Annotated in this window: 21 protein-coding genes; 13 read left to right on the top strand and 8 right to left on the bottom strand. The window is 69.2% G+C overall.

Annotation, left to right across the window (positions count from 1 at the left end):
• Positions 1-46 precede the first annotated feature (46 nt).
• Positions 47-991 (bottom strand): 5-dehydro-4-deoxyglucarate dehydratase, encoded by a 945-nt coding sequence (gene kdgD, locus ASD21_RS18275; RefSeq protein WP_056444643.1) that lies wholly within the window; start codon positions 989-991, stop codon positions 47-49.
• A 281-nt stretch (positions 992-1,272) separates the two neighbouring features.
• Here kdgD and ASD21_RS18270 point away from each other — a divergent pair, with 281 nt between their 5' ends.
• A complete protein-coding gene (locus ASD21_RS18270) occupies positions 1,273-2,454 on the top strand; it encodes a hypothetical protein (RefSeq protein ID WP_235524914.1) in 1,182 nt (393 codons plus the stop codon).
• Complete coding sequence (locus ASD21_RS18265) at positions 2,454-3,614, top strand: glycosyltransferase family 4 protein (RefSeq protein WP_056444638.1); 1,161 nt, start codon at positions 2,454-2,456, stop codon at positions 3,612-3,614. Before ASD21_RS18270 ends, ASD21_RS18265 begins: the two co-directional genes overlap by 1 nt.
• 349 nt (positions 3,615-3,963) lie before the next feature.
• On the opposite strand, the gene ASD21_RS24110 is transcribed toward ASD21_RS18265, so the two are convergent.
• From ASD21_RS24110 to ASD21_RS18245, 5 genes are all read right to left on the bottom strand, one after another.
• On the bottom strand, positions 3,964-4,101 hold the full coding sequence (locus tag ASD21_RS24110) for a hypothetical protein (protein WP_156398427.1): 138 nt from the start codon (positions 4,099-4,101) through the stop codon (positions 3,964-3,966).
• Positions 4,102-4,137: 36 nt separating this feature from the next.
• Complete coding sequence (locus ASD21_RS18260) at positions 4,138-4,839, bottom strand: VIT1/CCC1 transporter family protein (RefSeq protein WP_056444635.1); 702 nt, start codon at positions 4,837-4,839, stop codon at positions 4,138-4,140.
• 34 nt (positions 4,840-4,873) lie between these two features.
• Positions 4,874-7,288: a TonB-dependent receptor gene (locus ASD21_RS18255; RefSeq protein ID WP_056444632.1), complete on the bottom strand. Its 2,415-nt coding sequence runs from the start codon at positions 7,286-7,288 to the stop codon at positions 4,874-4,876.
• Between the two features lie 29 nt (positions 7,289-7,317).
• On the bottom strand, positions 7,318-8,295 hold the full coding sequence (locus ASD21_RS18250; RefSeq protein ID WP_056444629.1) for a FecR family protein: 978 nt from the start codon (positions 8,293-8,295) through the stop codon (positions 7,318-7,320).
• A 100-nt stretch (positions 8,296-8,395) separates the two neighbouring features.
• Positions 8,396-8,914, bottom strand: a complete 519-nt coding sequence (locus ASD21_RS18245; protein ID WP_056444627.1) for an RNA polymerase sigma factor — start codon at positions 8,912-8,914, stop codon at positions 8,396-8,398.
• Positions 8,915-9,100: 186 nt separating this feature from the next.
• On the opposite strand from ASD21_RS18245, the gene ASD21_RS18240 reads away from it, so the two are divergent.
• Genes ASD21_RS18240 through ASD21_RS18220 form a run of 5 tightly spaced genes read left to right on the top strand, consistent with a single transcriptional unit; the run spans position 9,101 to position 13,359 of the window.
• On the top strand, positions 9,101-9,814 hold the full coding sequence (locus tag ASD21_RS18240) for a thermostable hemolysin (protein WP_235524935.1): 714 nt from the start codon (positions 9,101-9,103) through the stop codon (positions 9,812-9,814).
• Positions 9,811-11,262: an AMP-binding protein gene (locus tag ASD21_RS18235; protein ID WP_056444621.1), complete on the top strand. Its 1,452-nt coding sequence runs from the start codon at positions 9,811-9,813 to the stop codon at positions 11,260-11,262. Before ASD21_RS18240 ends, ASD21_RS18235 begins: the two co-directional genes overlap by 4 nt.
• A gap of 12 nt (positions 11,263-11,274) precedes the next feature.
• On the top strand, positions 11,275-11,937 hold the full coding sequence (locus ASD21_RS18230; protein ID WP_056444618.1) for a TenA family transcriptional regulator: 663 nt from the start codon (positions 11,275-11,277) through the stop codon (positions 11,935-11,937).
• A complete protein-coding gene (locus ASD21_RS18225; RefSeq protein ID WP_056444615.1) occupies positions 11,930-12,682 on the top strand; it encodes an SDR family NAD(P)-dependent oxidoreductase in 753 nt (250 codons plus the stop codon). Before ASD21_RS18230 ends, ASD21_RS18225 begins: the two co-directional genes overlap by 8 nt.
• Before the next feature lie 17 nt (positions 12,683-12,699).
• Positions 12,700-13,359, top strand: coding sequence for a tetratricopeptide repeat protein (locus tag ASD21_RS18220; protein WP_056444612.1), 660 nt, complete (start codon positions 12,700-12,702; stop codon positions 13,357-13,359).
• Positions 13,360-13,618: 259 nt separating this feature from the next.
• Here the strand turns inward: ASD21_RS18220 and ASD21_RS18215 are convergent, their stop codons facing one another.
• Positions 13,619-15,868 carry a TonB-dependent receptor gene (locus ASD21_RS18215; protein WP_235524913.1) on the bottom strand — a complete coding sequence of 750 codons (2,250 nt, stop codon included), beginning with the start codon at positions 15,866-15,868 and terminating at the stop codon, positions 13,619-13,621.
• Between the two features lie 280 nt (positions 15,869-16,148).
• On the opposite strand from ASD21_RS18215, the gene ASD21_RS18210 reads away from it, so the two are divergent.
• From ASD21_RS18210 to ASD21_RS18185, 6 genes are all read left to right on the top strand, one after another.
• Complete coding sequence (locus tag ASD21_RS18210) at positions 16,149-16,613, top strand: MarR family winged helix-turn-helix transcriptional regulator (RefSeq protein ID WP_056444606.1); 465 nt, start codon at positions 16,149-16,151, stop codon at positions 16,611-16,613.
• A 151-nt stretch (positions 16,614-16,764) separates the two neighbouring features.
• Positions 16,765-18,129 carry an MFS transporter gene (locus tag ASD21_RS18205; RefSeq protein ID WP_200941453.1) on the top strand — a complete coding sequence of 455 codons (1,365 nt, stop codon included), beginning with the start codon at positions 16,765-16,767 and terminating at the stop codon, positions 18,127-18,129.
• 215 nt (positions 18,130-18,344) lie between these two features.
• The gene (locus ASD21_RS18200; protein ID WP_235524912.1) at positions 18,345-18,857 is read left to right on the top strand and encodes a MarR family winged helix-turn-helix transcriptional regulator; all 513 of its coding nucleotides are present in this window, start codon (positions 18,345-18,347) and stop codon (positions 18,855-18,857) included.
• 2 nt (positions 18,858-18,859) lie between these two features.
• The gene (locus ASD21_RS18195) at positions 18,860-20,287 is read left to right on the top strand and encodes an aldehyde dehydrogenase (RefSeq protein WP_056444602.1); all 1,428 of its coding nucleotides are present in this window, start codon (positions 18,860-18,862) and stop codon (positions 20,285-20,287) included.
• A gap of 43 nt (positions 20,288-20,330) precedes the next feature.
• Positions 20,331-21,158: a p-hydroxycinnamoyl CoA hydratase/lyase gene (locus tag ASD21_RS18190; protein ID WP_056444599.1), complete on the top strand. Its 828-nt coding sequence runs from the start codon at positions 20,331-20,333 to the stop codon at positions 21,156-21,158.
• Positions 21,159-21,195: 37 nt separating this feature from the next.
• Positions 21,196-22,686, top strand: coding sequence for an AMP-binding protein (locus tag ASD21_RS18185; RefSeq protein ID WP_056444596.1), 1,491 nt, complete (start codon positions 21,196-21,198; stop codon positions 22,684-22,686).
• Here ASD21_RS18185 and ASD21_RS18180 read toward each other — a convergent pair.
• The gene (locus ASD21_RS18180) at positions 22,683-23,753 is read right to left on the bottom strand and encodes an aromatic ring-hydroxylating dioxygenase subunit alpha (RefSeq protein WP_056444593.1); all 1,071 of its coding nucleotides are present in this window, start codon (positions 23,751-23,753) and stop codon (positions 22,683-22,685) included. The two genes, ASD21_RS18185 and ASD21_RS18180, sit on opposite strands and share 4 nt — an antisense overlap.
• Positions 23,754-23,808: the final 55 nt, after the last annotated feature.

Raw genomic sequence — 23,808 nt, 5'->3', positions numbered from 1 at the left:
CTTGACCGCCGCATCGCTCATCGGACCGCGACCGCCGACCGGGGGCCTAGCCCCGCGCCGCGAGCCGCGGGACGCCGCCTTGGGCGCGGTCGATCAGGACTTTCAGTTCGGCGCGCTCGGCGTCGGTCAGGTCGGTCAACGGCGTGCGCACTGGGCCGGCGTCGCGGCCTATGACGCTCATGCCGGCCTTGACGATCGACACCGCATAGCCGCGTCCGCGGTTGCGCAGGTTGATATAGGGCAGGACGAAGTCGCTCAGGCCGGCCATGACGGCGGCGTGGTCCTGGGCGCGGACCGACTTGTAGAAGTCCAGCGCCCACTCCGGCATGAAGTTGAAGATCGCCGAGGAATAGGTGGTCACGCCCATCTGCAGATAGGGCAAGGCGAAGGTCTCGGCCGTCGGCAGGCCGCCGATATAGGTCAGGCGATCGCCCATGCGGGCATAGACCCGCATCATCAGCTCGATGTCGCCGACCCCGTCCTTGAAGCCGACGAGGTTGGGGTTGCGGTCGCAGAGCTTCTCGAGGGTGTCCTCGGTCAGGATGGCGTTGTCGCGGTTATAGACGATCACGCCCAGCGGCGTGGCCTTGCACACCGCCTCGACGTGGGCGGCCAGGCCTTCCTGGGTGGAGTTCATCAGGTAGGGCGGAAGCAACAGCAGGCCGTCGGCGCCGGCGTCATGGGCCGCCTTGGCCAGGTCGACCGCGATGGCGGTGCCATAGCCGCAGCCGGCCACGACGGGGATCTTGCCGGCCGTCTCCTCGACGGCGGCCTTGACCACCTTGGCCACTTCGGGCGGCGTCAGGGAGAAGAACTCGCCGGTGCCGCCCGCCGCGAACAGGCCGGCCAGCTCGTGCCGCAGCATCCAGGCGCAATGCTCGCGATAGGGGGCTTCGGTGAACTGGTGCTGAGCGTCGAAATGGGTGACGGGGAACGACAGGAGTCCTCCGCCGATCTGCTTGGCCATCTCGGACGGGGTCACTCTGGTCATAAATTCCTCGCTCGTCGTCGGTCCTTGTCGCCCGCGAGGCGTCGCGGCGTCCTGGCCGCGTGACCGTTCACTGAGGGAAACCTATGGCGGCGCCGGCGTCGGGTCTAAGCCAAAGGCGCTATCGACCGATGCGGCTTTTGGCTTGATGAGCTTCCCGGGCCGCCGACGGCCCGAGCGCGGGCCGTCTTGCGCGTTGAATGTTTTTTGAGGGACTTCGAGGGGCATGGCGTCGTTGGGCCATGCGCATCGGATTTCTCTTCAATCACGATCAGATCCATCAAGTGGCCCACAGCCTGCCGATCGCGCTGGCCCTGGCCCGAGGCGGTCGCGATCTGGAGATCGTGGTCGCCACCACCAACCGGCGACTGACCGCCGAGGTGATCCGGTTGGGCGGCGGCCTGGTCGGTCATGGCGTCAGCCTGGTCGAACTGGACCTGACCCGGCGCGCGTCCAGACTGCTGGCCGCCACGACCGAGGCCGTGCTGCCGGCGACAAAACTGCTGATCTACGGCGACAACCTCGACTTCTTCCGGTCGCTCGACGTCCTGGTGGTCGCCGAAAAGACCTCGCTGATCCTCAAGACCCGCCATGGCCTGCGGGACCTCAAGATCATCCACACGCGCCACGGCGCCGGCGATCGGGCCATCGGGTTCGACAAGGCCAGCGCGGGCTTCGACCATGTCCTGGTTTCCGGGCGCAAGATCCGCGACCGGCTGGTTCACGAGACCGGCGTCGATCCCGCGAGGATCTCGATCGTCGGCTATCCGAAGTTCGATCTCTTGCCGGCGCGGCGAGCGACTCATCCGCTGCTCGACGACGGCCGGCCGGTGGTGCTCTACAATCCGCATGTCTCGCCGCACCTGTCGTCCTGGTACCAGGACGGTCGCCGGGTGCTGGACTGGTTCGTCGAGCACGATGATCACCACCTGATCTTCGCGCCGCACGTGATGCTGTTCGAGCGGCCTTTCGTGGCGACGATCGACAAGCTGCGGCTCGACCGCGCCGGGCGGATCGAAGAGCGCTATCTGCGCGCGCCCAACATCCACATCGACCTTGGCAGCCGGGCCTCGACGACCATGGCCTACACCCAGCGCGCCGATCTCTATCTCGGCGACGTCAGCAGCCAGGTCTACGAGTTCATGCTCAAGCCCCGGCCCTGCGTCTTCCTCAACAGTCACCGCATCGCCTGGGCCGGCGACCCCAACTTCGGCCATTGGCGCACGGGGCCGGTGATCGAGGACCTCGCCGATCTGGGCTCCGCCATGGAGCGGTCCCGCCGGGAGCACGAGACCGTCTGGCGGCCGGTGCAGGAGGCCCTGTTCAACCAGAGCTTCGACCTGACCGACGAGCCCTCGGCCGAGCGCGCGGCCCGGGCCGTGGCGCGGTTCGCCGGACAGGCCTGGCCCGCCCCGGAGGCGGTCGGCCTCGCCGACGCGGCCCTAACCCGAACGGGGACGTTCTGATGCGGATCTTCTACGTGATCAACTCCCTCGAGGGCGGCGGGGCGGCCCTGCCGGTCCCGGCCGTGGCCAAGGTGCTCGCGGCCCAGGGCGCGAGGGTCGAAATCCTGGCCCTGACCCGGCGCGACGGCCGGGCGTTGCCGCCGATGATCCGGGAAGGCCTGGACGTTCGTGTCCGGCCCGGCGGCGAGAAGGATCATCTCGACGCCCTGGCTTGGCTGGACCGGCTCGTCGCCGAGGAACAGCCCGACCTGCTGTGGACCTCCCTGACCCGCGCCACGCTGCTGGGCCAGATCGTCGGCCTGCGCCGCGGCGTGCCGGTGGTCAGCTGGCAGCACAATGCGTTCCTGAAGCCGGCCAACCGTCTGCTGCTGCGCGCGACGCGGCGGTTGTCGGGCCTCTGGATCGGCGACTCCCACAGCGTCACGGCCCTGACGGCCTCGCGCCTGAAGGTGAAGGCCGACCGTCTGGCCACCTGGCCTCTGTTCGCCGCTGATCCGGCCGCGCCCCAGGCCAGGCCCTGGCGGCCCGGCGAGACGCTGCAGCTGGGCGCCCTCGGGCGCCTGCATTCCGCCAAGGGCTATGACGTGCTCATCAAGGCCCTGGCGCATCTGCGCGACACCGGCTTCAGGTCTCCCACGCCGTTCGAGGTCCGGATCGCCGGGGAGGGCGCGCAACGGGAACGGCTGCAGGCCATGATCGACCGGGCCGGTCTGGACAACGTCTTCCTCACCGGGTTCTGCGACACGCCGCGCGAGTTCCTGGCCGGGCTGCACCTGTATCTTCAGCCGTCGCGGCGCGAAGGCCTGTGCATCGCGGTGCACGAGGCGATGCAGGCCGGTTTGCCGACCCTGGTGACCGCCGTGGGCGAGATGCCCTACAGCGTGGTGGATGGCCTGACGGGACGGGTCGTGCCGCCCCGTGATCACGAGGAGTTGGCCAAGGCCTTGAAGTGGTTTCTGCGCGCGCCCTACAAGCTGGCGAGAATGGGCGAGGTCGCCCGGTCGCGGGTGCTGGACCGGTTCGGTCAGGCGCACTTCGCCGCCACGGGCGCCGAAATCTTCGCTCAGCTTCCGGTTCGGCGCGACGCCATGCCGTCGGCCGTCGCGGACCCTGGTGGCATGAAACGCTCCATGACGTCTTCTGGATCGCCCTTATCCTGACGCGTCCATTGGAGGGCGACGGTTGGCGGCTTTCTCGACAAGCCGCTCGATCGTGGATTTGGCGCTGAATGGTCCGATGGCGCCGGTCGTCCTGACCGCGACGATCGTCTTTCTGGTGGTCCTGCCGCCTTCAAATAAGCGGTCGCCATCCAATCGGCGGGCGGGGCTGATGTGAGGCGATCCAGGACATGTGCGCCTCCGCAATAACCTTTGAGGTGGTCGGTTCAGCCCGTCGTCGTTGGGGCAGGAGGACGTCACCATGACCCCAGCCCACGACCCTGTCTCTGAAAAGGTTCTGCTCAATCTTACGGCTCGATCCATCGGCTTTGAGGCAGGTCACCTAGGTCGGTCATATCCGCTCGACGCCCTCGAAATCTCCACCGACGACCTCCTGACCCTGGTCGCCGTCCTGGAGGACCAGTGCGACGTCGTCTTGCCCGACTATGACCTTGCTCGCTGCGAGACGCTGGGCGAGCTGATCGATCATCTGCGTGCGCGCGCGATCCTCGACGCCGTCCTGGCGCTAGATCGCCGTGCCGACCAGACGGCCGATGCCGGCCGTCACGATCATGGCCAGCGCGCCCCAGAAGGTGACCCTCGCCGCCGCGCGCCAGGGCGGCGCCCCGCCGGCTCTCGCCCCGGCCACGCCCAAGAGCGCCAGGCAAGCTAGCGCCACCACCACGACGCTGGGCACGATCGCCTGGGCCGGCGCCAGGGCGGCGACGATCAGCGGCGCGGCCGCTCCGACCGTGAAGCTGGCCGCCGAGGCCAGGGCGGCCTGCACCGGCCGCGCCGTCGTCGCCAGGGAGATGCCCAGCTCGTCGCGGGCATGGGCGTCCAGCGCGTCCTTGGCCATCAGCTGCTGGGCCACGATCTTGGCGGTCTCGGGCTCGAGACCGCGCTGGACATAGATCTGGGCCAGTTCGGCGTGCTCGGCCTCGCCGTCGCTCTTCAACTCCTCGGTCTCGCGCGCGATGTCGGCTTTTTCGGTGTCGGACTGCGAGCTGACCGACACATACTCGCCGGCCGCCATCGACATGGCGCCGGCCACCAGGGCGGCCACCCCGGCGACCAGCACCTCGCTGGGCCTGGTCGAGGCGACGGCGACCCCCACGATCAGGCTGGCGGTCGAGACCAGACCGTCGTTGGCGCCCAGGACGGCGGCGCGCAGCCAGCCGATCCGCGAGACCAGGTGGGCTTCGGCGTGGCGATAGGACCTAGGCATGGCGATGGTCTTCCTGGATGCGCGAACCCGCCGCCTAGTAGGCGACGCGGACGCTGAGGGAGAGGGTGCGAGGACGGAGCGGAGTCACCTGGTCGGTCGATCTTAGCGAGAACGGATTGCCGTAGGCGAATGTGTCGCCGCGCGCGTTGGTCGGATTGTCCAAGGCCAGGGTCGACCGCCAGCGCGGCGTGGCCAGACCGACGGCCAGGCGACCCGTTGCGTAGTCGCCCATCAGGGGCGCGGTCGCGGCGTCGAAGGTGAGGCGGGAGTGGCCGACATAGGCGTAGCGGCCGTCCAGCTCCAGGGTCAGGTCCGAGCCCAGCGGCCGGTCGTAGTGGATCGTCACGCCGCCGGCGCGATGGGGCACGCCGGCCAGGCTGACGTCCTTGCGGACCGGGAAGGCGGGATTGGCCTTCTCCAGTTCGGGCGAATTGAACAACAGGTTGGCGCCCAGCTGCAGTCCGGCCACGCGGTAGCTGCCTTCGAACTCCAGGCCCAGGTTGCGCCCGTCGCCGATGTTGGCGGTGAAGGGCAGGCCCGAGGGCAGCAGCTGGTCGCTCTGGATGTCCTTCCAGCTGGCCTGGAAGGCCCCGGCCCGCAGACGCAGGCGGCCGTCGAGCAGGGAGACCTTGCCGCCGGCCTCCAGGCTCCACAGCTCGTCGCCGTCATAACGGCGCCGCGGCTCGACCTGGTCGTCGGGCGAGAACACCTGACCGGGCGGTCCGGTGGTGTTGAAACCCCCGGCCCGGTAGCCTTCGGCCGCCTGGACATAGATCAGGGCGCTGGGCGACAGCGTGTAGGCCAGCACCAGCTTCGGCGCGAAGCCCGAGCTTTCCAGCGCGCCGGAAAACGGCGCGGTCGGGCCGGCCAGGGTCGTGGCCAGGCTGGTCACCCGCGTCTTGGACTTGAACAGCCGGCCGCCCAGCGTGGCGCTGAGGGATCGGCCGATCGGCAAGGTGGCCTCGCCGTAGATCGCCGCCTCGTTGAGCGTGTCGCGCCGCGTCTCCGCCAGGGCTTGAGCGGGCGCGTCGGCCAGACGCGTCAACGCCAGCTCGATGTCCTGATGGGTGCGGGCCAGAAAGGCGCCGACCAGCCATTGCACCCGGGCGTCTTCCGGCGAGGCCAGGGAGCCTTCGGTCACCACGCTGTGAGTGCGATCGTCGTCGTCATAGGCGGCGGGCCCCGGCGCCAGGGCGATGGGCGGCGCGGCGCTGGCGTCGTAGCGGCTCGTGATGTCGTGATCGACCGCCGAGATCGTCCACCGCGCCTGGATCCCGTCGATCTCGCCCTTCAGGTTCAGGTGCGCCTCGGCGAAGTCGTTGTCGTGCGGCTCGCGCACCTGGTTGCGGCGGGTGTAGGGCGGTTCGGTCGTCAGGGCGTACTGGGTGTCGTCGGAATTGATGAACTGGGCGGCCCCGCCGCCGGTCAGGGTCCAGCCGCCGCCCAGGTCGACCTTCACGTTCAGGCGGACGCCCGAGCGGAGGGAGCGGTTGACGTTCGTCAGGTTCAGGCCGGCGTCGTCGATATAGCCGCCTTGCTGGTCGCGATAGAGCACGGCGCGGACCGCGCCCCGGCCCTTGAAGATCGGCAGGTTGACCATGCCCGACAGGCCGTTCGAGCCGTCGCCGCCTTGCGTCGCGCCGACACTGCCCGCGATCCAGGCCTCGAAGCGATCCGGAGCCGGCGGTTCGGTGACCAGGTGCAGAACCCCGCCGAGCGAACCGGAGCCGTAGAGCGCGCCCTGCGGCCCGCGCAGCACTTCGACCTGGGCGATGTCGATCAACAGCAGGTCCGGGTCCGGGGCGTTGTAGGTCAGGCGGGTGTCGTCGAGATAGAGGCCGACCATCGACTGGGTCCGGCCGGTCAGCGGTCCGTCCGACAAGCCGCGCAGCATGATCTTGTCGCGGCCAGGGCCGAGGTTGGTCACCGTCATGGCGGGAACGGTGAACGCCAGGTCGTTGGCGTCGCGCAGGCCTTGTCCCGTGATCGCCGAGCCTTCGACCGCGCTGACGGCGTAGGCCAGGCGATCGGCCGGGGTCGGGCGGCGGGTGGCGACCACCACCAGTTCGTCGAGCGCGGCGGACGGACCGGGCTCCGTCGGGGCGGCCTTTCGGGCGACGGGCTTGGCGGCGGGCAGCCTGACGATCTCGACGGCGCCGGCGTCGATCATCCGAAAGCCGCAGCCCGTGCCCGCCAGCATCCGGGTCAGGCCGTCCTGGAGGGTGAAGCGCCCTCGAACGGGCCGGCTGGCCGGGGCGCAGCCGGCGGCGGCCTGGGTGCTGATCGAGACGCCGGCCTGGACGGCCAGATCGACCAGCGCCGTCTTCAGGGGCTTGCTGGGAATGTCGAAGCTCAGGCGGGGCTGGGCGGCCGAGGCGCAACCGCCCCATCCGGCCACGCACGCGAAGCTGGAAGCCAGCGCCCAGCGCCGCCATGCGTCAGCTCGCAACGAAACGCCCTCCAGCCTTCAGGACGGCGCTACCGTAGTTCGATTTGTTCGTCGGTGCGATGCACCGACAGCGAGAAATAACCAGCCAGCCGTTTGACCACCAGATCCTGGTCGCCCAGCTCCAGCACGCCGGAGAAGCGTTTGCCGGCCAGGGCGGGCGAAATCTTGATCGGCACGGGATAGCGGCGGTTCAGATAGGCGACCATGTCGCCCAGGGTCTCGTCGTCGCAGACCATCCGGCCCTGGGTCCAGGCGAAGGCGGGGCCGGGATCGGCGGCGGTCTGGACCGATCTGGACGCGCCTTCGACATGGCTCAGGCTCTGGCCGGCCACGAGGCGGGCCACCGGGGTCGAGCCCAGGGCGGGCTGGCGCACCTCGACGATCCCGCGACGCACGGTCACCCGCACGGTCTTGTCGTAGTGGCGGATGTTGAACTCGGTGCCGACGACGCGGACCTGCTGGTCGCCGACCGAGATCAGGAAGGGGCGTCCCGGGTCCTTGGCGACGTCGAAGGTCGCCTGGGCGTCGGCCATCTGGACGCGCCGCGCGCGCCAGCCCAGCTGGACCGTCAGGGTCGAGGCCGCGTCCATTCGGATGTGCGTGCCGTCGGCCAGCGCGACCTCGCGGGTTTCTCCGGGCCGGGTCTGGTAGACGGTCGGAGCGCCCTGGTAGCCGCGCCAGGCCATCGGGCCGACGACGATCGCGATCACGGCGGCGGCCGCGGCGGCGGACCAGACGGGAAGGACGGCGCGGCGGGGCGGCAGCGGCACGACCCGCGACGACGCCGGCGTCAGGTTCGGGGCGATCTCGGATGCGCGGTCCGTCAGTTCGGCGGCGAGGCTTTCGACCGCTTCGAAGGCGATCAGATGGTCGTCGGAGGCTTCCAGCCAGACGGTCAGGGCGGCCCAGTCGTCGGCCGTGGCCTGGTCCGACTGCACGCGGACCAGCCACGCGACGGCCTCGTCGCGCAGGGCGTCAATCGCCTTGATGCTGTCCGCGCCGCTCATCGGTGCTCACCGTTCCCTGAGGCCCAGGCCTCGTTGCTCGCCCCAATGACGCCACAAACGCCAAGGCGCCTCCAAACTTTCTTGAGAATGTTTCCGAACCTCATCGACCCACCTTGGCGAGGATGCGCTTGAGGCTGGTCATGATGTACTTCTCGACGCTGGAGCGCGACACGCCCATGGCCGCCGCCGTCTCCGCGTGGTTGAGGCCTTCCAGCTTGTGCAGGCGGAACGCTTCCTGGACGGCGGGCGGCAGGTCGTTCACGACCGCCACGATCTGGGCCAGGCGCTGGCGGGCGGCCAGGGCGTCGTCGGCGCGGGGCTCGTCGGCCGTGTCCCAGTCCGCGGCGCCGGCGCCGGCGTCTCGCCACTGCGCGTCGCGCTGGCCCGCGCGACGCTGGGTCTTGATCCGGTCCAGCATCAGGTTCGTGCCAAGCCGGTAGAGATAGGCGGCGGGATTATCGATCGGCGCGGCCGGCGGCGGGGTGATCTTCAGGTAGATGTCCTGCACCAGGTCCTGGGCGGCTTCCTCGGATCGCAGCCGCACGCGGAAATAGCGCATCAGCTCCTCCCGCCGTTCGAGATAGCAGGCGAGCAGGGGATGGACGTCGCTGTCGTCCAAGGACTCGATCCGCGCTCCGGGCCCATGGCCGCTCGACGCCGGGAATCCGGCGACCCGCGCAGTCTTTCCGATGCCGCCTCCGGGCGCAATCGCAATCCCTTTGAGGAGGTTTCGAGATCACGTCGTCTTGGCTGATCGAAGGGCGTCCCGACGCTCGCCAGGACCTGGAGATCGGCCTTGCTGGAAGTGATGATGCTGGACGACGGCGCCATGCGCGGCAGCCTGCGGTTCGACGAGGCGCGCATGCGGCGCTTCACCGGCCTGGCGCCCAAGGTGATCTCGATTCATCACCTGATGCGTCCGGAGCGCCTGAGGGTGGAGGTCTATCTCGAGGCCGCCTACGCCTCGGCGTTCAACGGCGTGATCCGCAATCATTATCCCACGCTGATGAGCGTGCAGGACGGCGAGGGCCACATCCACGCGGCCGTCGGCTTCCGGTTCGCGGCCGCTGAACCGCTGTTCCTCGAGCAATATCTCGACGAGCCGGTCGAGGCGGCGATCGCCCGCAAGCTGGGTGAGCCGGTGGGGCGCTGCGGCGTGGCGGAGATCGGCAATCTGGGCTCCGGCAGCGCGGGCGCCTCGATGTTCCTGTTCCTGGCCCTGGCCCGTCATCTCGACCAGAACGGTTGCACCCACGCCGTGGCCACGGCCACGCGCCAACTGCGCCGGAGCTTCGGCCGGGTCGGCTTCGAGACCCAGGTCCTGACCCGCGCCGAGCCGTCCCGCCTGGGTGAAGCGGCCACCGAGTGGGGCGCCTATTACGAGCGCGATCCGGAAGTGCTGGCCGGCGCGATCGGCCCGGCCTTGCAGCCCCTGAGCCAGATGCTGGTGGCCGAGCCCGTCCAGGTCGAGAACATCCGCCCCCGTCTTCACCCGGCCTGCCCGGAGGTCGGCCAATGAGCCGGGTCCTGCGGGCGATCGACGCCCACGCCGCCGCGACGCCCGAGGCGGTCGCGCTGAGCACCCCGTCGGCGACCTGGACCTACGCCCAGCTGGGCGAGGCGGTGAGCCGGACGGCGAGGGCGCTGTTCGCCTTCGCGCCGCTGGTCCGTCCGGGTTCGCCGGTGGCCGTGCGCCTGCCCAACGGGCCGGCCTGGGTGATCCTGGACCTGGCCCTGATCCGCCTGGGCTGGCCCAGCCTGCCGCTGCCCGGCTTCTTCACCCCCATCCAGCGCGACCATGCCCTGGCCGACGCCGGCGCGACCCTGCTGATCGAGGCGGCGGAGGGCGAGGGCCAGATCGTCGTGGCGGGCGCGCCGCTCGCCGTGACGCCTTGCCTGACCCCTCCGGTTCCGCTGCCCGCGGGCACGGCCAAGATCACCTACACCTCGGGCTCGACGGGCCAGCCCAAGGGCGTCTGCCTGTCGCAGGCCCAGATGGAGGCCGTGGCCGGGTCCCTGGTGGAGGCGATCGGCGCCGACTATGCCGGCCGGCACCTGCCGCTGCTGCCCCTGTCGATCCTGCTCGAGAACGTGGCGGGCCTCTACACCACCTTGATCGCCGGCGGGCGTTACCACGTGCTGCCGGCGGCGACGCTGGGCCTGGACAATCCCTTCAGGCCCGATCTGGCGGCCCTGGCCGCGGCGATCGCGGCCGAAGAGGCGACCAGCCTTATCGTCGTGCCCGAACTGCTGCGGGCTCTGCTGATGGTGATGACCTTCACCGGCGCGCGCTTTCCCGCCCTGAACCTGGTGGCGGTGGGCGGGGCCAAGGTCTCGTCGCAGCTGCTGAGCCAGGCCGACGCCCTGGGCCTGCCGGTCTACGAAGGCTACGGCCTGAGCGAATGCGCCTCGGTCGTGGCGCTCAACACCCCGGCCGCCCGCAAGGCCGGCGCCGTGGGGCGGCCCCTGTCGCACCTGACCGTCGAGATCGCCCCGGACGGCGAGATCGTCGTCGGACCCCATCCGTTCCTCGGCTACGCCGGCGGCGAACCGAACACGGGCGTGGTCCAGACCGGCGACCTGGGCGGGTTCGACGCCGACGGCTTCCTGCGTATCGAAGGCCGCCGCGGCAACACCATCATCACCGCCTTCGGCCGCAACGTCGCGCCCGAATGGGTCGAGAGCGAGCTGCTGGCCCAGCCCGAAATCCGCCAGGCGGTGGTGTTCGGCGAGGCCCAGGCCGCGCTCGGCGCGCTGATCGTGCCGCTGCTGCCCGACATGGACGAGGCGGCGATCGCCCAGGCTGTGGCCCGCGCCAACCAGGCCTTGCCCGACTACGCCCAGGTCAAGCGCTGGCGGATCCGCCCGCCGTTCGACCTGGCCGCCGGCGAACTCACCAACAACGGCCGCCCGCGTCGGACGGTCCTTCTGTCGCGTCACCGCGACTTCATCGAAGCCTCGCAATAGGAGCCCGACTTGATGTTCTTCCAGAGATTGGTCGCCGAAACCGTCGAGGGTCAGCAGACCCTGGCCGGCGTGCCGCAGATCCAGGACGGCCTGGCCGGCCGCATCTCCCGCGAAACCTACGTCGCCTACCTCACGGAGGCCTATCACCACGTCAAGCACACGGTGCCGCTGATGGAGGCGGCGAAAGCCCGCCTCGACGACGCCCATGACCGGTTCCGCCACGCGCTGGACGAGTACATCGCCGAGGAGACCGGTCACGAGCACTGGATCCTCAACGACATCCGCCATTGCGGCGGCGATCCCGAGGCGGTGCGCCTGGGCGAGCCGCGCGAGACCACCCAGCGCATGGTCGCCTTCGCCTACGACTACATCGCCAAGGTCAATCCGATGGGGTTCTTCGGCATGGTCTTCGTGCTGGAGGGGACCAGTGTGCGCCTGGCCACCCAGGGCGCCGAGGCGGTGGCCAAGAACCTGAACCTGGGGCCGGAGTGCTTCAGCTACCTGACCTCGCACGGCTCGCTGGACATGGAGCATCTGGTCTTCTTCCAGAAGCTGATGGACGAGGTGACCGACCCCGACGACCAGGCCGCGATCATCGAGGTGGCCAAGGCGATCTTCGACCGCTTCGCCGACGTCTTCCGCTCGATCCCGCACGATCGGGTGGCCTATGTTTAAGGACAAGAACATTCTGCTGACCGGCGGCGCCGGCGGCCTGGGCTCGCTGATCTCGACGCAGCTGATGGAGGAGGGGGGCAGGGTGGTCGTGCTGGATCGCGCCCAACCCGCCAACGGCGCGGCCTTCCTCAATCACGACATCTCGACCCCCGAGGGGATCGAAGCCGCCGCGGCCGCTGTCGCCCGGCGTCATTGGGACATCGTCATCAACCTGGCGGGCATCCAGCACTTCGGGCCCTTCGAGCGCCAGACGCCCGAGCACCTGATGGCCAGCTATCTGGTCAACCTGATCGCGCCGGTGCGGCTGACCCAGGCCGTCCTGCCCAGGATGAAGGCGGCCGGCGGCGGCCAGATCGTCAATGTCGGTTCGATCTTCGGCTCGATCAACTTCGCCCACTTCGTCACCTATTCCAGCGCCAAGGCCGGGCTTCGCGGTTTCAGCCAGGCGCTGCGGCGCGAGCTGTCGGGCACGGGGATCGACGTGACCTATGTGGCGCCGCGGGCGGTCAAGACGGCGCTCAACTCGCCGGCGGTCCTGGAGTTCGCCAAGCTGACCCAGATGAACATGGACCCGCCCGAGCTGATCGCCCAGCGGATCGTCGAGGCTGTCCGGGGCCGCAAGCGGGACGTCTATTTCGGCTTTCCCGAAAGCCTGTTCGTCCGGATCAACGCCATCTTCCCGCGCCTCGTCGACGGCGCTCTTTCGGCCAACGACCGCAAGGCGGCGCGGCTGTTCACTCGCTGATTTCTGGAGTCTTGATCATGAAATTTTCCATGCTGGCCGTGGTCGCGGCCGTCGCCCTGGGCGCCACGTCCGCCCTGGCCGCTGATCCGACGTTTGACGCCCGCGTCGACGGGCTGGCCCGCAATTGGGCCCACGTGAACTATGAGGTTCGCGACAAGTCAGCCCAAGCGGCCCAGGCGGCCAAGCTGGCGGCCGAAGCCGACGCCCTGGCCAAGCAGTATCCCAACCGCGCCGAACCCCTGGTCTGGGAAGCGATCTCCACGGCCACCCAGGCCGGCGCCACGGGCGGCATGGGCGGACTGTCGCTGGCCAAGAGCGCGCGGGGCATGTTGGAGCGGGCCGAGAAGATCAATCCCGCCGCCCTGGGCGACGGCTCGGTCTATACCAGCCTGGGTTCGCTCTACGCCCAGGTTCCGGGTTTCCCGATCGGATTCGGCGACGCAGGCAAGGCGCGCGCCTACCTGACCAAGGCCCTGGCCGCCAATCCGAACGGCGTGGATCCCAACTTCTTCTACGGCGACTTTCTGATGCGCCAGGGCGACTACGCCGGGGCCGAGACCGCCCTACAGCGCGCCGTCAACGCGCCGGCGCGTCCGGGGCGCGAGGTGGCCGATCACGGACGCAAGGCCCAGGCCGCCGCGCTCCTGGCGACCGCGCATCAAAAGGCGCACGGCTAGCTGACTTTTCGCGCCTCTGGATCGAGGTCGGCGGCGACGGGGTGGGGCCGATGGCCAGGTAGACCGGACAACTGCCCGCGGCGCCAGATCGACGCGGCCGGCTAGGCGCCGCCATTCAGGTCGAAGTGCTCGGCCGCGGCGAGCACCGGACAAACCTGGCGGCGGCGGCATGAGCCAGCGCTGGAATCGGAAATGTGCGCCCGCCAGCCCGGGGAGGGCTGATCGGGCGCACCAACGCTCTTCAGGCCGAGGTCCGTTCCTAGAACTTCCGGCTCAAGCTGAGCCCCCATTCGCGCGGACGGCCGAAGCTGGCCTCTTTCAGTCCGAAGCCGCTGGAGGCGTTGCCCGACACCATGTAGCGCTCGTCCGAAAGATTCAGGCCGAACAACGCCGCCTGCCAGAGTTGATCGGGCGAGGCGTAGGCCAGCCGCGCGCCGAACAGGTCGTAGGCCGGCTGGGTCAGGTCGGGATCGTTGGCCACGTCGTTGTAGACGGTGCTGTAGTGCGTCCAGTCGACCCGGGCGGTCAGGCGACCGCCGCTCGACAGGTCATGGCCGTATTCGATGCCGCTGTTCAAGGTCCACTTCGGCGCCTTGATGAAGTGCGTGGCCAGGGTGATCGGCAGCACCTGTCCGGCGGCGAGGCCCGAACCGACCTCGGTGTACTTGGCGTCCATGTAACCGCCGCCGAAGTTGAAGCTCCAGCTGGCGGTCGGCCGGGCCTGGAGTTCGACCTCGAGCCCCTTGACCTCGCCCGCCGCGGCGTTGGCCACGAAGTTGCGCGGGGTCTGGTTCACCGTGACCTGGATGTCCTGGTAGTCGCTGAAATAGCCGGCGACGTTGAGGATCAGGCGGCGGTTAAGCCAGGCCGTCTTGGCGCCGGCTTCGTAGGTGAGCAGGGTCTCGGGCTGGTACTCGGTGACCTCGCTGGCGTCGTTGAGCGGGCGGGCGTTGAAGCCGCCGCTCTTGAAGCCCTTGCCGACCGAGGCGTAGAGCAGGACGTCGGGCGTGGCCTTGAATTCGAGGCCCACCTTGGGCGTGAACGAATTCCACGATCCGCTCGGGCTGACCTGGGCGATGACGCCGCCGTCGCGGATGCGGCGGTGGTCGAGCACGTAGTCCTTTTCGTCGCGATTGTAGCGGGCTCCGACCGTGGCGCTGAGCTGGTCGGTAAGGGCCAGGCTGCCCTGGGCGAACAGGGCGTAGGTCGTGCTGGTCACCTTGGTGTAGACGGCCGCCGAAGGGCTGTAGGGCGGCGGCGAGACGCCAGGCGCCAGGCCGAGCGCCAGCTTGGCGTAGCCGGAATCGGTGCCGCGCTCGCGGAAGACATAGGCCCCCGTCACCCAGGTCAGGCGGTCGCCGAACGACTCGCCGCCCAACTGGAATTCCTGGCTGTATTGGGCCTGGACGTCGTGGTTGAAGGTCTCGCGGAACGTGAAGGGCGTGTTGTCGCCGTCGCGGGCGAAGGTCGCCGTCAGGCCGCGCACGGCGGTGATGCTCTTGAAAGTGACCTCGCCGAGGTCCCAGCTGACGGTCGCCGAGCCGCCCCACAGGTCCAGGTCGTTGACGTTAGGACCCGTGCCATAGGTCGTGAACGGGCTGTCCGTCAGGAACGAGGGGTTCAGCGACTTGGCCCCGTTGGGCGCGGTGATCCCGAGGCCGGGCGCGACATAGGTGTTGAAGTTGCCCATGAACGGCCCGATCGCGAAGCCGGGGACGGCGCCGATGGCCAGCAGCTTCTGCGGCGCCGAATGCTCCCGCGCCCGGGTGTAGTCGGCCGACAGGTTGACCGTCACCGTGTCGGACGGCTCCCAGAGCAACTGCGCGCGCATCGCCGTGGCGTCGCGGTCGCCCAGGTCGTCGCCGGTGGTCAGGCGCTCGCCGTACCCGTCGCGGGTCAGTCGCGCCGCCGACAATCGGGCGGAGACCTTCTGGCCGAGCGGAATGTCGACATGCCCCTTGACGTCCAGCCGGTCATAACTGCCGGTCACGCCCCCGATCTCGCCTCCGAAGGCGTTCTTGGGCTGCTCGGTGGTGATCAGCACAGCGCCGCCGATGGTGTTCTTGCCGAACAGCGTGCCTTGCGGCCCGCGCAGCACTTCGATGCGGCTGACGTCAAAGGCGTCCAGCGTGCCGCCGATCGAGCGGGCGTAGTAGACGCCGTCGACATAGACGCCCACGCCGGGGTCGCTGAAGATGGCGAAGTCGTTCTGACCGACGCCGCGGATGAAGACGGTGGCGTTGTAGTTGCCGCCGCTCAGCGCCGCCGCGCCGTCGAAGCGGATGCTGGGAGCGAACTTGGCGATCTGGTCGACGCTTTCGACGCCTCTGCTCTCCAGCGCCTCGCCCGCGAGGGCGGTGACCGCGACGGGCGTGTCCTGCAGCCGTTCCTCGCGACGGCGGGCCGTGACGACCACTTCCTCGATCTGGACGGCGGGCGCCTGGGCCTGACCGGCGGCGAGCGCGGGCGACGCGAACGCCTGCGCGCCGGCGGCGGCGCAGATCAGCAAGCCTCCGGCGCGCAAGCGCCCGGAGATATTCCCATTCCTGGGCATCTGTTTCCTCCACGTACGTCGTTTGTTTTTCTTCGACGAACCCCCGAGCGTCCGCCGTCATGCGTACTTTGTTATACGTACTAACTATCACAAAGCATGATTGTATGTACTCTTCAATCGGCCATGTGGTTGAATGGGGCTTTCGGCGAACGTTGTTGCGCGAGCGCCACTGGCGGGGCGCGGCGCGAATCCGCGCGGCGTGATACGAGGATGGGGCAGCGGGAAAGAGCCAGGAATGATCGACGCTGGTGAACGTGGGGAAGCGATCGGCGAAGGGGTCGCGCTGGGCGGCCTGGAAACCACGGTCGGGTTTCTGCTGCGCCTGGCCCAGGTGGCGGTGTTCAAGGACCTGCTGGCGGCCTTGAAGCCCTTCGACTTGCGCGTCGCCGACCTGTCGGTGCTTCTGGTCATCGAGGCCACGCCGGGGACGCAACAGAGCGCGATCGGCGAGGCGCTGCGCATCCAACGGCCCAATCTGGTGACCATCATCGACCAGTTGCAGGCCCGGAATCTGGTGCGGCGAGGGCCTGTTCCGGGCGACCGCCGGGCCTACGCCCTGTCCTTGACGCCGGAAGGTGAAGCGCTGCTGCGGAAGGCCAAGGTCGCGCACGCCCGGCACGGCCGGAAGGTCCTCGACGCTCTCGGGGATTTCGAGACGGAGCGCATGTTGGCCGCTCTCAGGCGTATCGCCGCCCTGTGATTGAAGAGCCGGGGCGAGGCGTCCGCGGGGTCGTCCGGACCGGAGGGGAGGGCGGCATGGCGAAAATAGTATGTCTCACTGACAATCACTGCTTGGTCCTGACGCCGTGATCGATAATCCTACGCGCCATAAAAAAGCGGGGAGACAGAACGTGCCCAGGATCTCAGAGAGTCTGTTCGACGGCCAAGAGCGCCCGGGCATCGCCTTGCCGCTCGACCATGATCCTCGGCGCCTGCTGGACGAACGGCCGATGGGACGATTGCAGTGGACGGTCGTGGTCCTCTGCGTCCTTCTCAACGCGCTCGATGGCTTCGACGTCCTGTCCATCAGCTTTGCCTCCCCCGGCATCGCCAAGGATTGGGGCGTCGACCGGGCCGCCTTGGGCCTAGTGCTGTCCATGGAGCTGATCGGGATGGCGATCGGCTCGGTGTTGCTGGGCGGGCTGGCCGATCGCGTCGGCAGGCGGGGCGTCACGCTCGGCTGCCTGGCCACGATGTCCTTGGGGATGGCGGCCGCGCCCTTCGTCTGGGATGTGCCCTCGTTGTCGTTGGTGCGGCTGGTCACCGGCCTGGGCATTGGCGGCATGCTCGCCTGCACCAACGCCATGGTCGCCGAGTTCACCAATCGCAGGAACCGCTACCTCGCCGTCGCCCTGATGGCGGCCGGCTATCCGCTGGGCGCCGTGCTGGGCGGCTCCGTGGCCTCGGTCTTGCTGGCGAGCGGGGGGTGGCGGGACGTCTTCATTTTCGGCGCGGCGTGCTCGGCGCTGTGCCTGCCGTTGACCGCGCTGCTGCTGCCCGAGTCGATCGGCTTCCTTGTCGCCAAGCCTCCCAAGGACGCGCTGGCGCGGATCAACCGGCTGCTGGTGCGCATGGGCCATCCGGTCGCGCCACGCCTGCCCAGCGTGGTCGATCAACCGCGCGCGGCGATGAGCGAGCTCTTCAAGCCAGGCCTCCTGCGAACGACCCTGCTGCTGACCGCGGGCTACTTCGCCCACATCATGACGTTCTATTTCATCCTGAAATGGATCCCCAAGCTCGTGGTCGACATGGGCTACGCACCGTCGACGGCCGGCGGCGTTCTGGTCTGGGCCAATGTGGGCGGGCTGACCGGCGCGGTGCTGCTTAGCGTCCTGACCCTGCGCTTCCCCCTGAGGCCGCTGGTGATCACCGCCATGCTGGCGTCGGTGGTCATGGTTTCGGTCTTCGGTCGCCCGCATGCCGACCTCTTCGAACTGCGGCTGGTCGCGGCGGTCGCCGGCTTCTGCACCAACGCCGGCGTCGTCGGGTTCTACGCCCTTCTCGCCCAGGCTTTCCCGACCCCTGTCCGAGCCGGAGGCACCGGCTTTGCGATCGGCGTCGGACGTGGCGGGGCGGCGCTGGGGCCGGTCGTGGCCGGCCTGATGTTCGCGCAAGGATTCGGCCTCTTCGTGGTCGCCTGCTGCATGGCGGCCGGTTCACTGCTGGCCGCGCTGGCGGTCCTCGCCCTGCCAAGCCGGCCGGTCGAGGCCCGTTAGGCCGAGAATCGAGAGTTGTTGGAGAGACGGTCGGATGAGGCCGGGGTTTCGGTCCCGGCCCGCTATTCGCCCGCCCGTCCTGCCTTTGCGGCCGTCACCACACCGGGTCGCCGTCACGGAGAAAAAGGCGCGGCGCAAATTGTAATTGACTATACTGTTTCATAGACATACTAATTTCCCCAACAACACAACAAGATGGGGAGGCGGTGCGCGACATGGAGGAGATCACGTCCTTTGGCGTGCTTGGCGAGCGGCTCGGCTTCCTCCTGCACCATGCCGACATGGGCGCGATGGCCGCGCTTTGCGAACGCCTGTCGCCGCTGGGCGTCACCCCCGGCCGGGCCACGGCCGTGGTCTATATCGGGCTGCACGAGGGGTGCGACCAGATCACCTTGGGCCGCGCCCTCGGCGTCAATCGCGCCAGCACGATGAAGGCGATCGACGAGCTTGAGCTGCTCGGCGCGATCCAGCGTCGACCCGGCCGCGACCGCCGCACCAACGCCCTGCACCTGACCGCCGCCGGCCGCGCGCTGCGCGGCGCGATCGAGCGGACGACCCAGGAACACGACCACTCGGCCTTCGCGGCGCTTTCGGCCGATGAACGGGCCGAACTGCGCCGCCTGCTGACCAAGCTGCGGAACCGGACGGGGACCGGCTTTGCGTCCGTCTCGGTCGCCGCCACCATGATGAGCGGGGCCAAGGCTCCCGCAGCGCCGCGAAAGGACTGATCATGAGCACCACCGACACCCTGGACAAGCCGGTCAGCTTCGAGCGTCTCGACCCGATGACGGGGGCGGTCGCCACAACCGCCGCGGCGATGACCGTCGCCCAGGCGGGGGCGGCGGTCGATGCGGCCCAGGCCGCCTTCGCGGGCTGGAGCGCGCTGGGGCCCAATGCGCGCCGCGCCTTCCTGAATAAGGCCGCCGACGCCCTGAACGCCCGGGCGGACGCCTTCGTCCAGGCGATGATGGGCGAGATCGGGGCCACCGAAGGCTGGGCGCGTTTCAATCTGATGCTGGCGGTCGGCATCGTCCGCGAGGCGGCCGCCCTGACCACCCAGATCACCGGCGAGGTAATCCCGTCGGACAAGCCCGGCTGCATCGCCATGGCCGTGCGCGAACCGGCCGGCGTGGTGCTGGGCATCGCGCCGTGGAACGCGCCGATCATCCTGGGCGTCCGCGCCATCGCCACGCCGCTGGCCTGCGGCAACACCGTCGTGCTGAAGGCGTCCGAGACCTGTCCGCGCACCCATGAGCTGATCATCGAGGCCTTCTCCGAGGCGGGTCTGCCCGAAGGCGTCGTCAATGTGGTGACCAACGCCCCGGCCGACGCGCCGGCCATCGTCGGCGCCCTGATCGACCACCCCGCGGTGCGCCGCGTGAACTTCACCGGCTCGACGGCGGTGGGCAAGATCGTCGCCAAGCGCTGCGCCGAGCACCTCAAGCCCGTCCTGCTGGAACTGGGCGGCAAGGCCCCGCTGATCGTGCTGGACGACGCCGACCTGGACGAGGCCGTCAAGGCCGCCGCCTTCGGCGCCTTCATGAACCAGGGCCAGATCTGCATGTCGACCGAGCGGATCATCGTGGTCGACGCCGTGGCCGACGCTTTCGTCGAGAAGTTCAAGGCCAAGGTCGGCGGCATGGCCGTCGGCGATCCGCGCGAGGGCAAGACGCCGCTGGGCGCGGTCGTCGACCTGAAGACGGTCGCTCACGTCGAGGGACTGGTCGCCGACGCGCTCGCGGCCGGCGCCGTGCAGGTCAACGGCGGCGCCTCGAACGGCGTGCTGATGCCGGCGACCGTCGTCGACAAGGTCACGCCCGAAATGAAGCTGTTCCGCGACGAGAGCTTCGGTCCCGTGGTCGCCGTGATCCGGGCTCGTGACGAAGCCCACGCCGTCGAGCTGGCCAACGACACCGAGTACGGCCTGTCGGCGGCCGTCTTCACCCGCGACACCGCGCGGGGCCTGCGGGTGGCGCGCCAGATCAAGTCGGGCATCTGCCACGTCAACGGCCCGACCGTGCATGACGAGGCCCAGATGCCGTTCGGCGGCGTCAAGGCCTCCGGCTACGGCCGCTTCGGCGGCAGGGCGGGCATCGACGCCTTCACCGAGCTGCGCTGGATCACCATCGAGACCCAGCCCGGTCACTATCCCATTTGACGCCCTTCGACGTCTTCCTCCCCTGATTGCTCAAGGATCGGTCATGACCGAGATCAACGACACCGCCACCTTCACGGTCGAGGACCGCATCGCCTGGGTGAAGTTCAATCGCCCCGAGAAGCGCAACTGCATGAGCCCCCGGCTCAACCAGCGCATGGGCGAAATCCTCGACGAGCTCGAATTCCGCGACGATGTCGGCGTCCTGGTGCTGACCGGGGAAGGCCAGGCCTGGTCGGCGGGCATGGACCTGAAGGAATACTTCCGCGAGACCGAAGCCAAGGGGCTGGGCGCGGTGCGTAAGGCGCAACGCGAATCCTACGGCTGGTGGCGGCGTCTGCGCTGGTACCAGAAGCCGACGATCGCCATGGTCAACGGCTGGTGCTTCGGCGGCGGCTACGGACCGCTCTATTCGTGCGATCTGGCGATCGCCGCCGACGAGGCGCAGTTCGCCCTGTCGGAGATCAATTGGGGCATCCTGCCAGGCGGCGGCGCCACCAAGGTGGTGTCCGACCTGATGCCGATGCGCGACGCCATGTATCACGCGATGACCGGCGAGCTGATCGACGGCAAGAAGGCCGCCGCCTGGCGCCTGGTGAACGAGAGCGTGCCGTTGGACCAGCTGAAGTCGCGCGTGGTCGAGCTGGCCAAGGTCCTGCTGAAGAAGAACCCGGTGGCGCTGAAGGCCGCCAAGGACGCGATCCGCCGGGTCCGGGAGATGACCTACGACAACGCAGAGGACTATCTGGTCCGGGCCCAGGAGGCCGCAAACTCGTACGATGACGATGGCCGCAAGGAGGGCATCAAACAGTTCATCGACGACAAGACCTACAAGCCCGGCCTGGGCGCCTACGATCTGGCCAAGCAAGGCTGACGCGGGCGAGGGGGGAGCTGAAAGAGGAGGGGCTCCAATGGGCGGCGCGATCGATCACGTTGGCCTGCAGGCCCGCCTCGGCCCTCGAAGGCTCGCGGCCGTCGACCTAGCCAGCGGGCGGCGCTGGACCTACGCCGAGCTCGACGCGGCGCTCGCCCGCTGCGCGCGGGTGCTGGTCGATCGCGGCGTGGGCCTGGGCGACCGCGTGGTCAGCCTGGCCCGCAATCGCGTGGTGCTGGCGATCCTGCACCTGGCCTGCGCGCGTGTCGGAGCCATCTACACGCCGCTGAACTGGCGTCTGAGCGCGGCCGAGATCCTGGCCCTGGTCGAGGACGCCGAGCCCCGGCTGGTGGTCGGCGATCACGAACTTGCGCGTGTCGGCCTGGACGGACTGTCGCTGGACGGGCTGGCCGGCGAGATCGAGGCCGCCGCGCCCTTGGATGTCGGCCCGTTCGATCGCGACCGGCCGTCGCTGATCCTCTACACCTCGGGCACCTCCGGGCGGCCCAAAGGCGTGCTGCTGAGCGAGCGCAACCTCGACCAGACGGCGCTGAACTTCGGTCGACTGGGCCAGGTGACGCACCAGAGCGTGTTCTTGAACGACGCGCCGATGTTCCATGTCATCGGCCTGGTGACCTGCGTCCGGCCGCCGCTGCTGCACGGCGGCGCGATCCTGGTCTCCGACGGTTTCGAACCGGCGCGGACCCTGGCCCGGCTCGGCGATCCGGAGCTGGGCGTGACCCACTATTTCTGCGTGCCGCAGATGGCCCACGCCCTGCGCGGTCATCCCGCGTTCGCGCCCGATCGGCTGCGCCGCCTGACGGCCGTGTTCACGGGCGGCGCTCCGCACCCGGCCGCCGACATCCGCGCCTGGCTGGCCGACGGCGTCCCGATCGTCGACGGCTTCGGCATGAGCGAGGCCGGGACCGTGTTTGGCATGCCGATCGATATCCCCGGGATCGACGCGCGCGCAGGGTCGGCGGGCGTCGCCATGCCCGGGGTCCTCAGTCGGATCGTCGACGCCGACGGGCGCGACTGCCCGCCTGACAGGGCGGGCGAGCTGCTGCTCAAGGGGGAGAACCTGTTTTCCGCCTATTGGCGGCGGCCCGAGGAAACGGCCGAGGCCTTCGACGACGACGGTTGGTTCCATACGGGCGATATGGTCCGCGCCGACGCCGATGGCTTCCACTGGCTGGTTGACCGCAAGAAGGACATGTTCATCTCGGGCGGTGAGAACGTCTACCCGGCCGAGATCGAGGCGGCGCTCGCCGGCCACCCCGCGATCGCCGAATGCGCCGTCGTGGGCCTGCCGGACGCGCGCTGGGGCGAGATCGGTTGCCTGGTCGTCGTGGCCCGGCCGGGGCTGACGCTCACGCACGACGAGGTCTTGGCGCACCTGCAGCCTCGCCTTGCGCGCTACAAGCTGCCCAAGCTGACCACGCTGATGGACGCCCTTCCCAGAACCGGGACGGGAAAGGTCCAGAAGAACCTGCTCCGGGACCTTCTGCTTGAGCGGTCGCCGGCCTAGACCGCTTCCGAGGCCATCATCCGGTCGATCAGGCGGCGCGCATGCACCCCGCCGGCGTCGATGTTCAAGGTCAGAAGACGGCGTTCCGGCAGCCGCGAAAGGTTGGCCTGCTGCCGCTCGAGCACGGCCAGGTCCTCGCTGAAGATCTTGCCCTGGCCCTCACGGATGGTGTCCGTCAGCGCGGCGTCGTCCACCGCGAAGGCGCGCGCCATGCCCCAGAAGTACCAGTGCGAGGTCGGGGTCTCGGGCGTGATGAAGTCGACGACGATGCTCGACGCCTTGACCTCGCGAGGCGCGTCGTAACCACCATGGCCGGCGAGGGCGACGCCGACCTCGATCATCACCTGGCTGGGCAGGGAGAACCGGCAGATCTGCCAGCGATCGACCAAGGCGGTCTCGTCCAGACCGGCGCCGCTCAGGGCCATCCGCCAGAAGGGCGGGGCGTTCACGCCCGGCATGTGACGGCTGGTGACGACCTGATCGCCCTCCAGCGCGGTGCGGACCGGCGCCTCGTCGATCTCGCGCTGACCGATGCTGGTGGCGTGGACATAGGTCTCGTGGGTGAGGTCCATCAGATTGTCGACCATCAGCCGGTAGTCGCAGTGGATGTGATAGAGGCCGCCGCCGTACGCCCAGCCCGGATGGTCGGCCCAGGGCATCGGCGGCAGCTTCGCCGGATCGGCCTGCCCGGCGTCTCCAGGCCAGACCCAGAGGAAGCCGTTGCGCTCGATCACCGGGAAAGCCCGCGCCGCCGGGAGGGCCTCCGTGCGCTGACCTGGCATGCCGGCCGCCCGGCCGTCGCAACCGATCGTCAGGCCGTGATAACCGCAGACCAACTGGCCATCGCGCACGACCCCCAGGGACAGCGGAGCGCCGCGGTGCGGGCAGAAGTCCTCGACGGCGGCGACTTGGCCGGCGGGGCCGCGAAAGAACACCATCGGCTCCCCGCAGATCATGCGGCCCAGCGGTTTGGTCGTCAGCTCCTCGGCTGTCGCGGCGACGTACCAGGCGTTGGACGGCCAGGTCCGGGCGGAAGAGGGCGGCGCCGGCGCGCGTTGGCTGGACATGGATTCCTCCGCGAAACTGATTGTATGGGATTAAACAGTTTGTAGGCCGGGTTAC

Source organism: Caulobacter sp. Root1455, from assembly GCF_001426905.1.
Taxonomy (GTDB): Bacteria; Pseudomonadota; Alphaproteobacteria; order Caulobacterales; family Caulobacteraceae; genus Caulobacter.
This window is presented reverse-complemented; position numbering and strand designations above follow the sequence as displayed.

What these genes read in the sequence shown, in the direction of transcription:
- ASD21_RS18190 (WP_056444599.1), top strand. Translation starts at nt 20,331, where the DNA reads ATGACCGAGATCAACGACACCGCCACCTTCACGGTCGAGGACCGCATC.
- ASD21_RS18260 (WP_056444635.1), bottom strand. Translation starts at nt 4,839, where the DNA reads ATGCCTAGGTCCTATCGCCACGCCGAAGCCCACCTGGTCTCGCGGATC.
- ASD21_RS18210 (WP_056444606.1), top strand. Translation starts at nt 16,149, where the DNA reads ATGATCGACGCTGGTGAACGTGGGGAAGCGATCGGCGAAGGGGTCGCG.
- ASD21_RS18185 (WP_056444596.1), top strand. Translation starts at nt 21,196, where the DNA reads ATGGGCGGCGCGATCGATCACGTTGGCCTGCAGGCCCGCCTCGGCCCT.
- ASD21_RS18230 (WP_056444618.1), top strand. Translation starts at nt 11,275, where the DNA reads ATGTTCTTCCAGAGATTGGTCGCCGAAACCGTCGAGGGTCAGCAGACC.
- ASD21_RS18180 (WP_056444593.1), bottom strand. Translation starts at nt 23,753, where the DNA reads ATGTCCAGCCAACGCGCGCCGGCGCCGCCCTCTTCCGCCCGGACCTGG.
- ASD21_RS18195 (WP_056444602.1), top strand. Translation starts at nt 18,860, where the DNA reads ATGAGCACCACCGACACCCTGGACAAGCCGGTCAGCTTCGAGCGTCTC.
- ASD21_RS24110 (WP_156398427.1), bottom strand. Translation starts at nt 4,101, where the DNA reads ATGATCGATCAGCTCGCCCAGCGTCTCGCAGCGAGCAAGGTCATAGTC.
- ASD21_RS18250 (WP_056444629.1), bottom strand. Translation starts at nt 8,295, where the DNA reads ATGAGCGGCGCGGACAGCATCAAGGCGATTGACGCCCTGCGCGACGAG.
- ASD21_RS18220 (WP_056444612.1), top strand. Translation starts at nt 12,700, where the DNA reads ATGAAATTTTCCATGCTGGCCGTGGTCGCGGCCGTCGCCCTGGGCGCC.
- ASD21_RS18225 (WP_056444615.1), top strand. Translation starts at nt 11,930, where the DNA reads ATGTTTAAGGACAAGAACATTCTGCTGACCGGCGGCGCCGGCGGCCTG.
- kdgD (WP_056444643.1), bottom strand. Translation starts at nt 991, where the DNA reads ATGACCAGAGTGACCCCGTCCGAGATGGCCAAGCAGATCGGCGGAGGA.
- ASD21_RS18265 (WP_056444638.1), top strand. Translation starts at nt 2,454, where the DNA reads ATGCGGATCTTCTACGTGATCAACTCCCTCGAGGGCGGCGGGGCGGCC.
- ASD21_RS18200 (WP_235524912.1), top strand. Translation starts at nt 18,345, where the DNA reads ATGGAGGAGATCACGTCCTTTGGCGTGCTTGGCGAGCGGCTCGGCTTC.
- ASD21_RS18235 (WP_056444621.1), top strand. Translation starts at nt 9,811, where the DNA reads ATGAGCCGGGTCCTGCGGGCGATCGACGCCCACGCCGCCGCGACGCCC.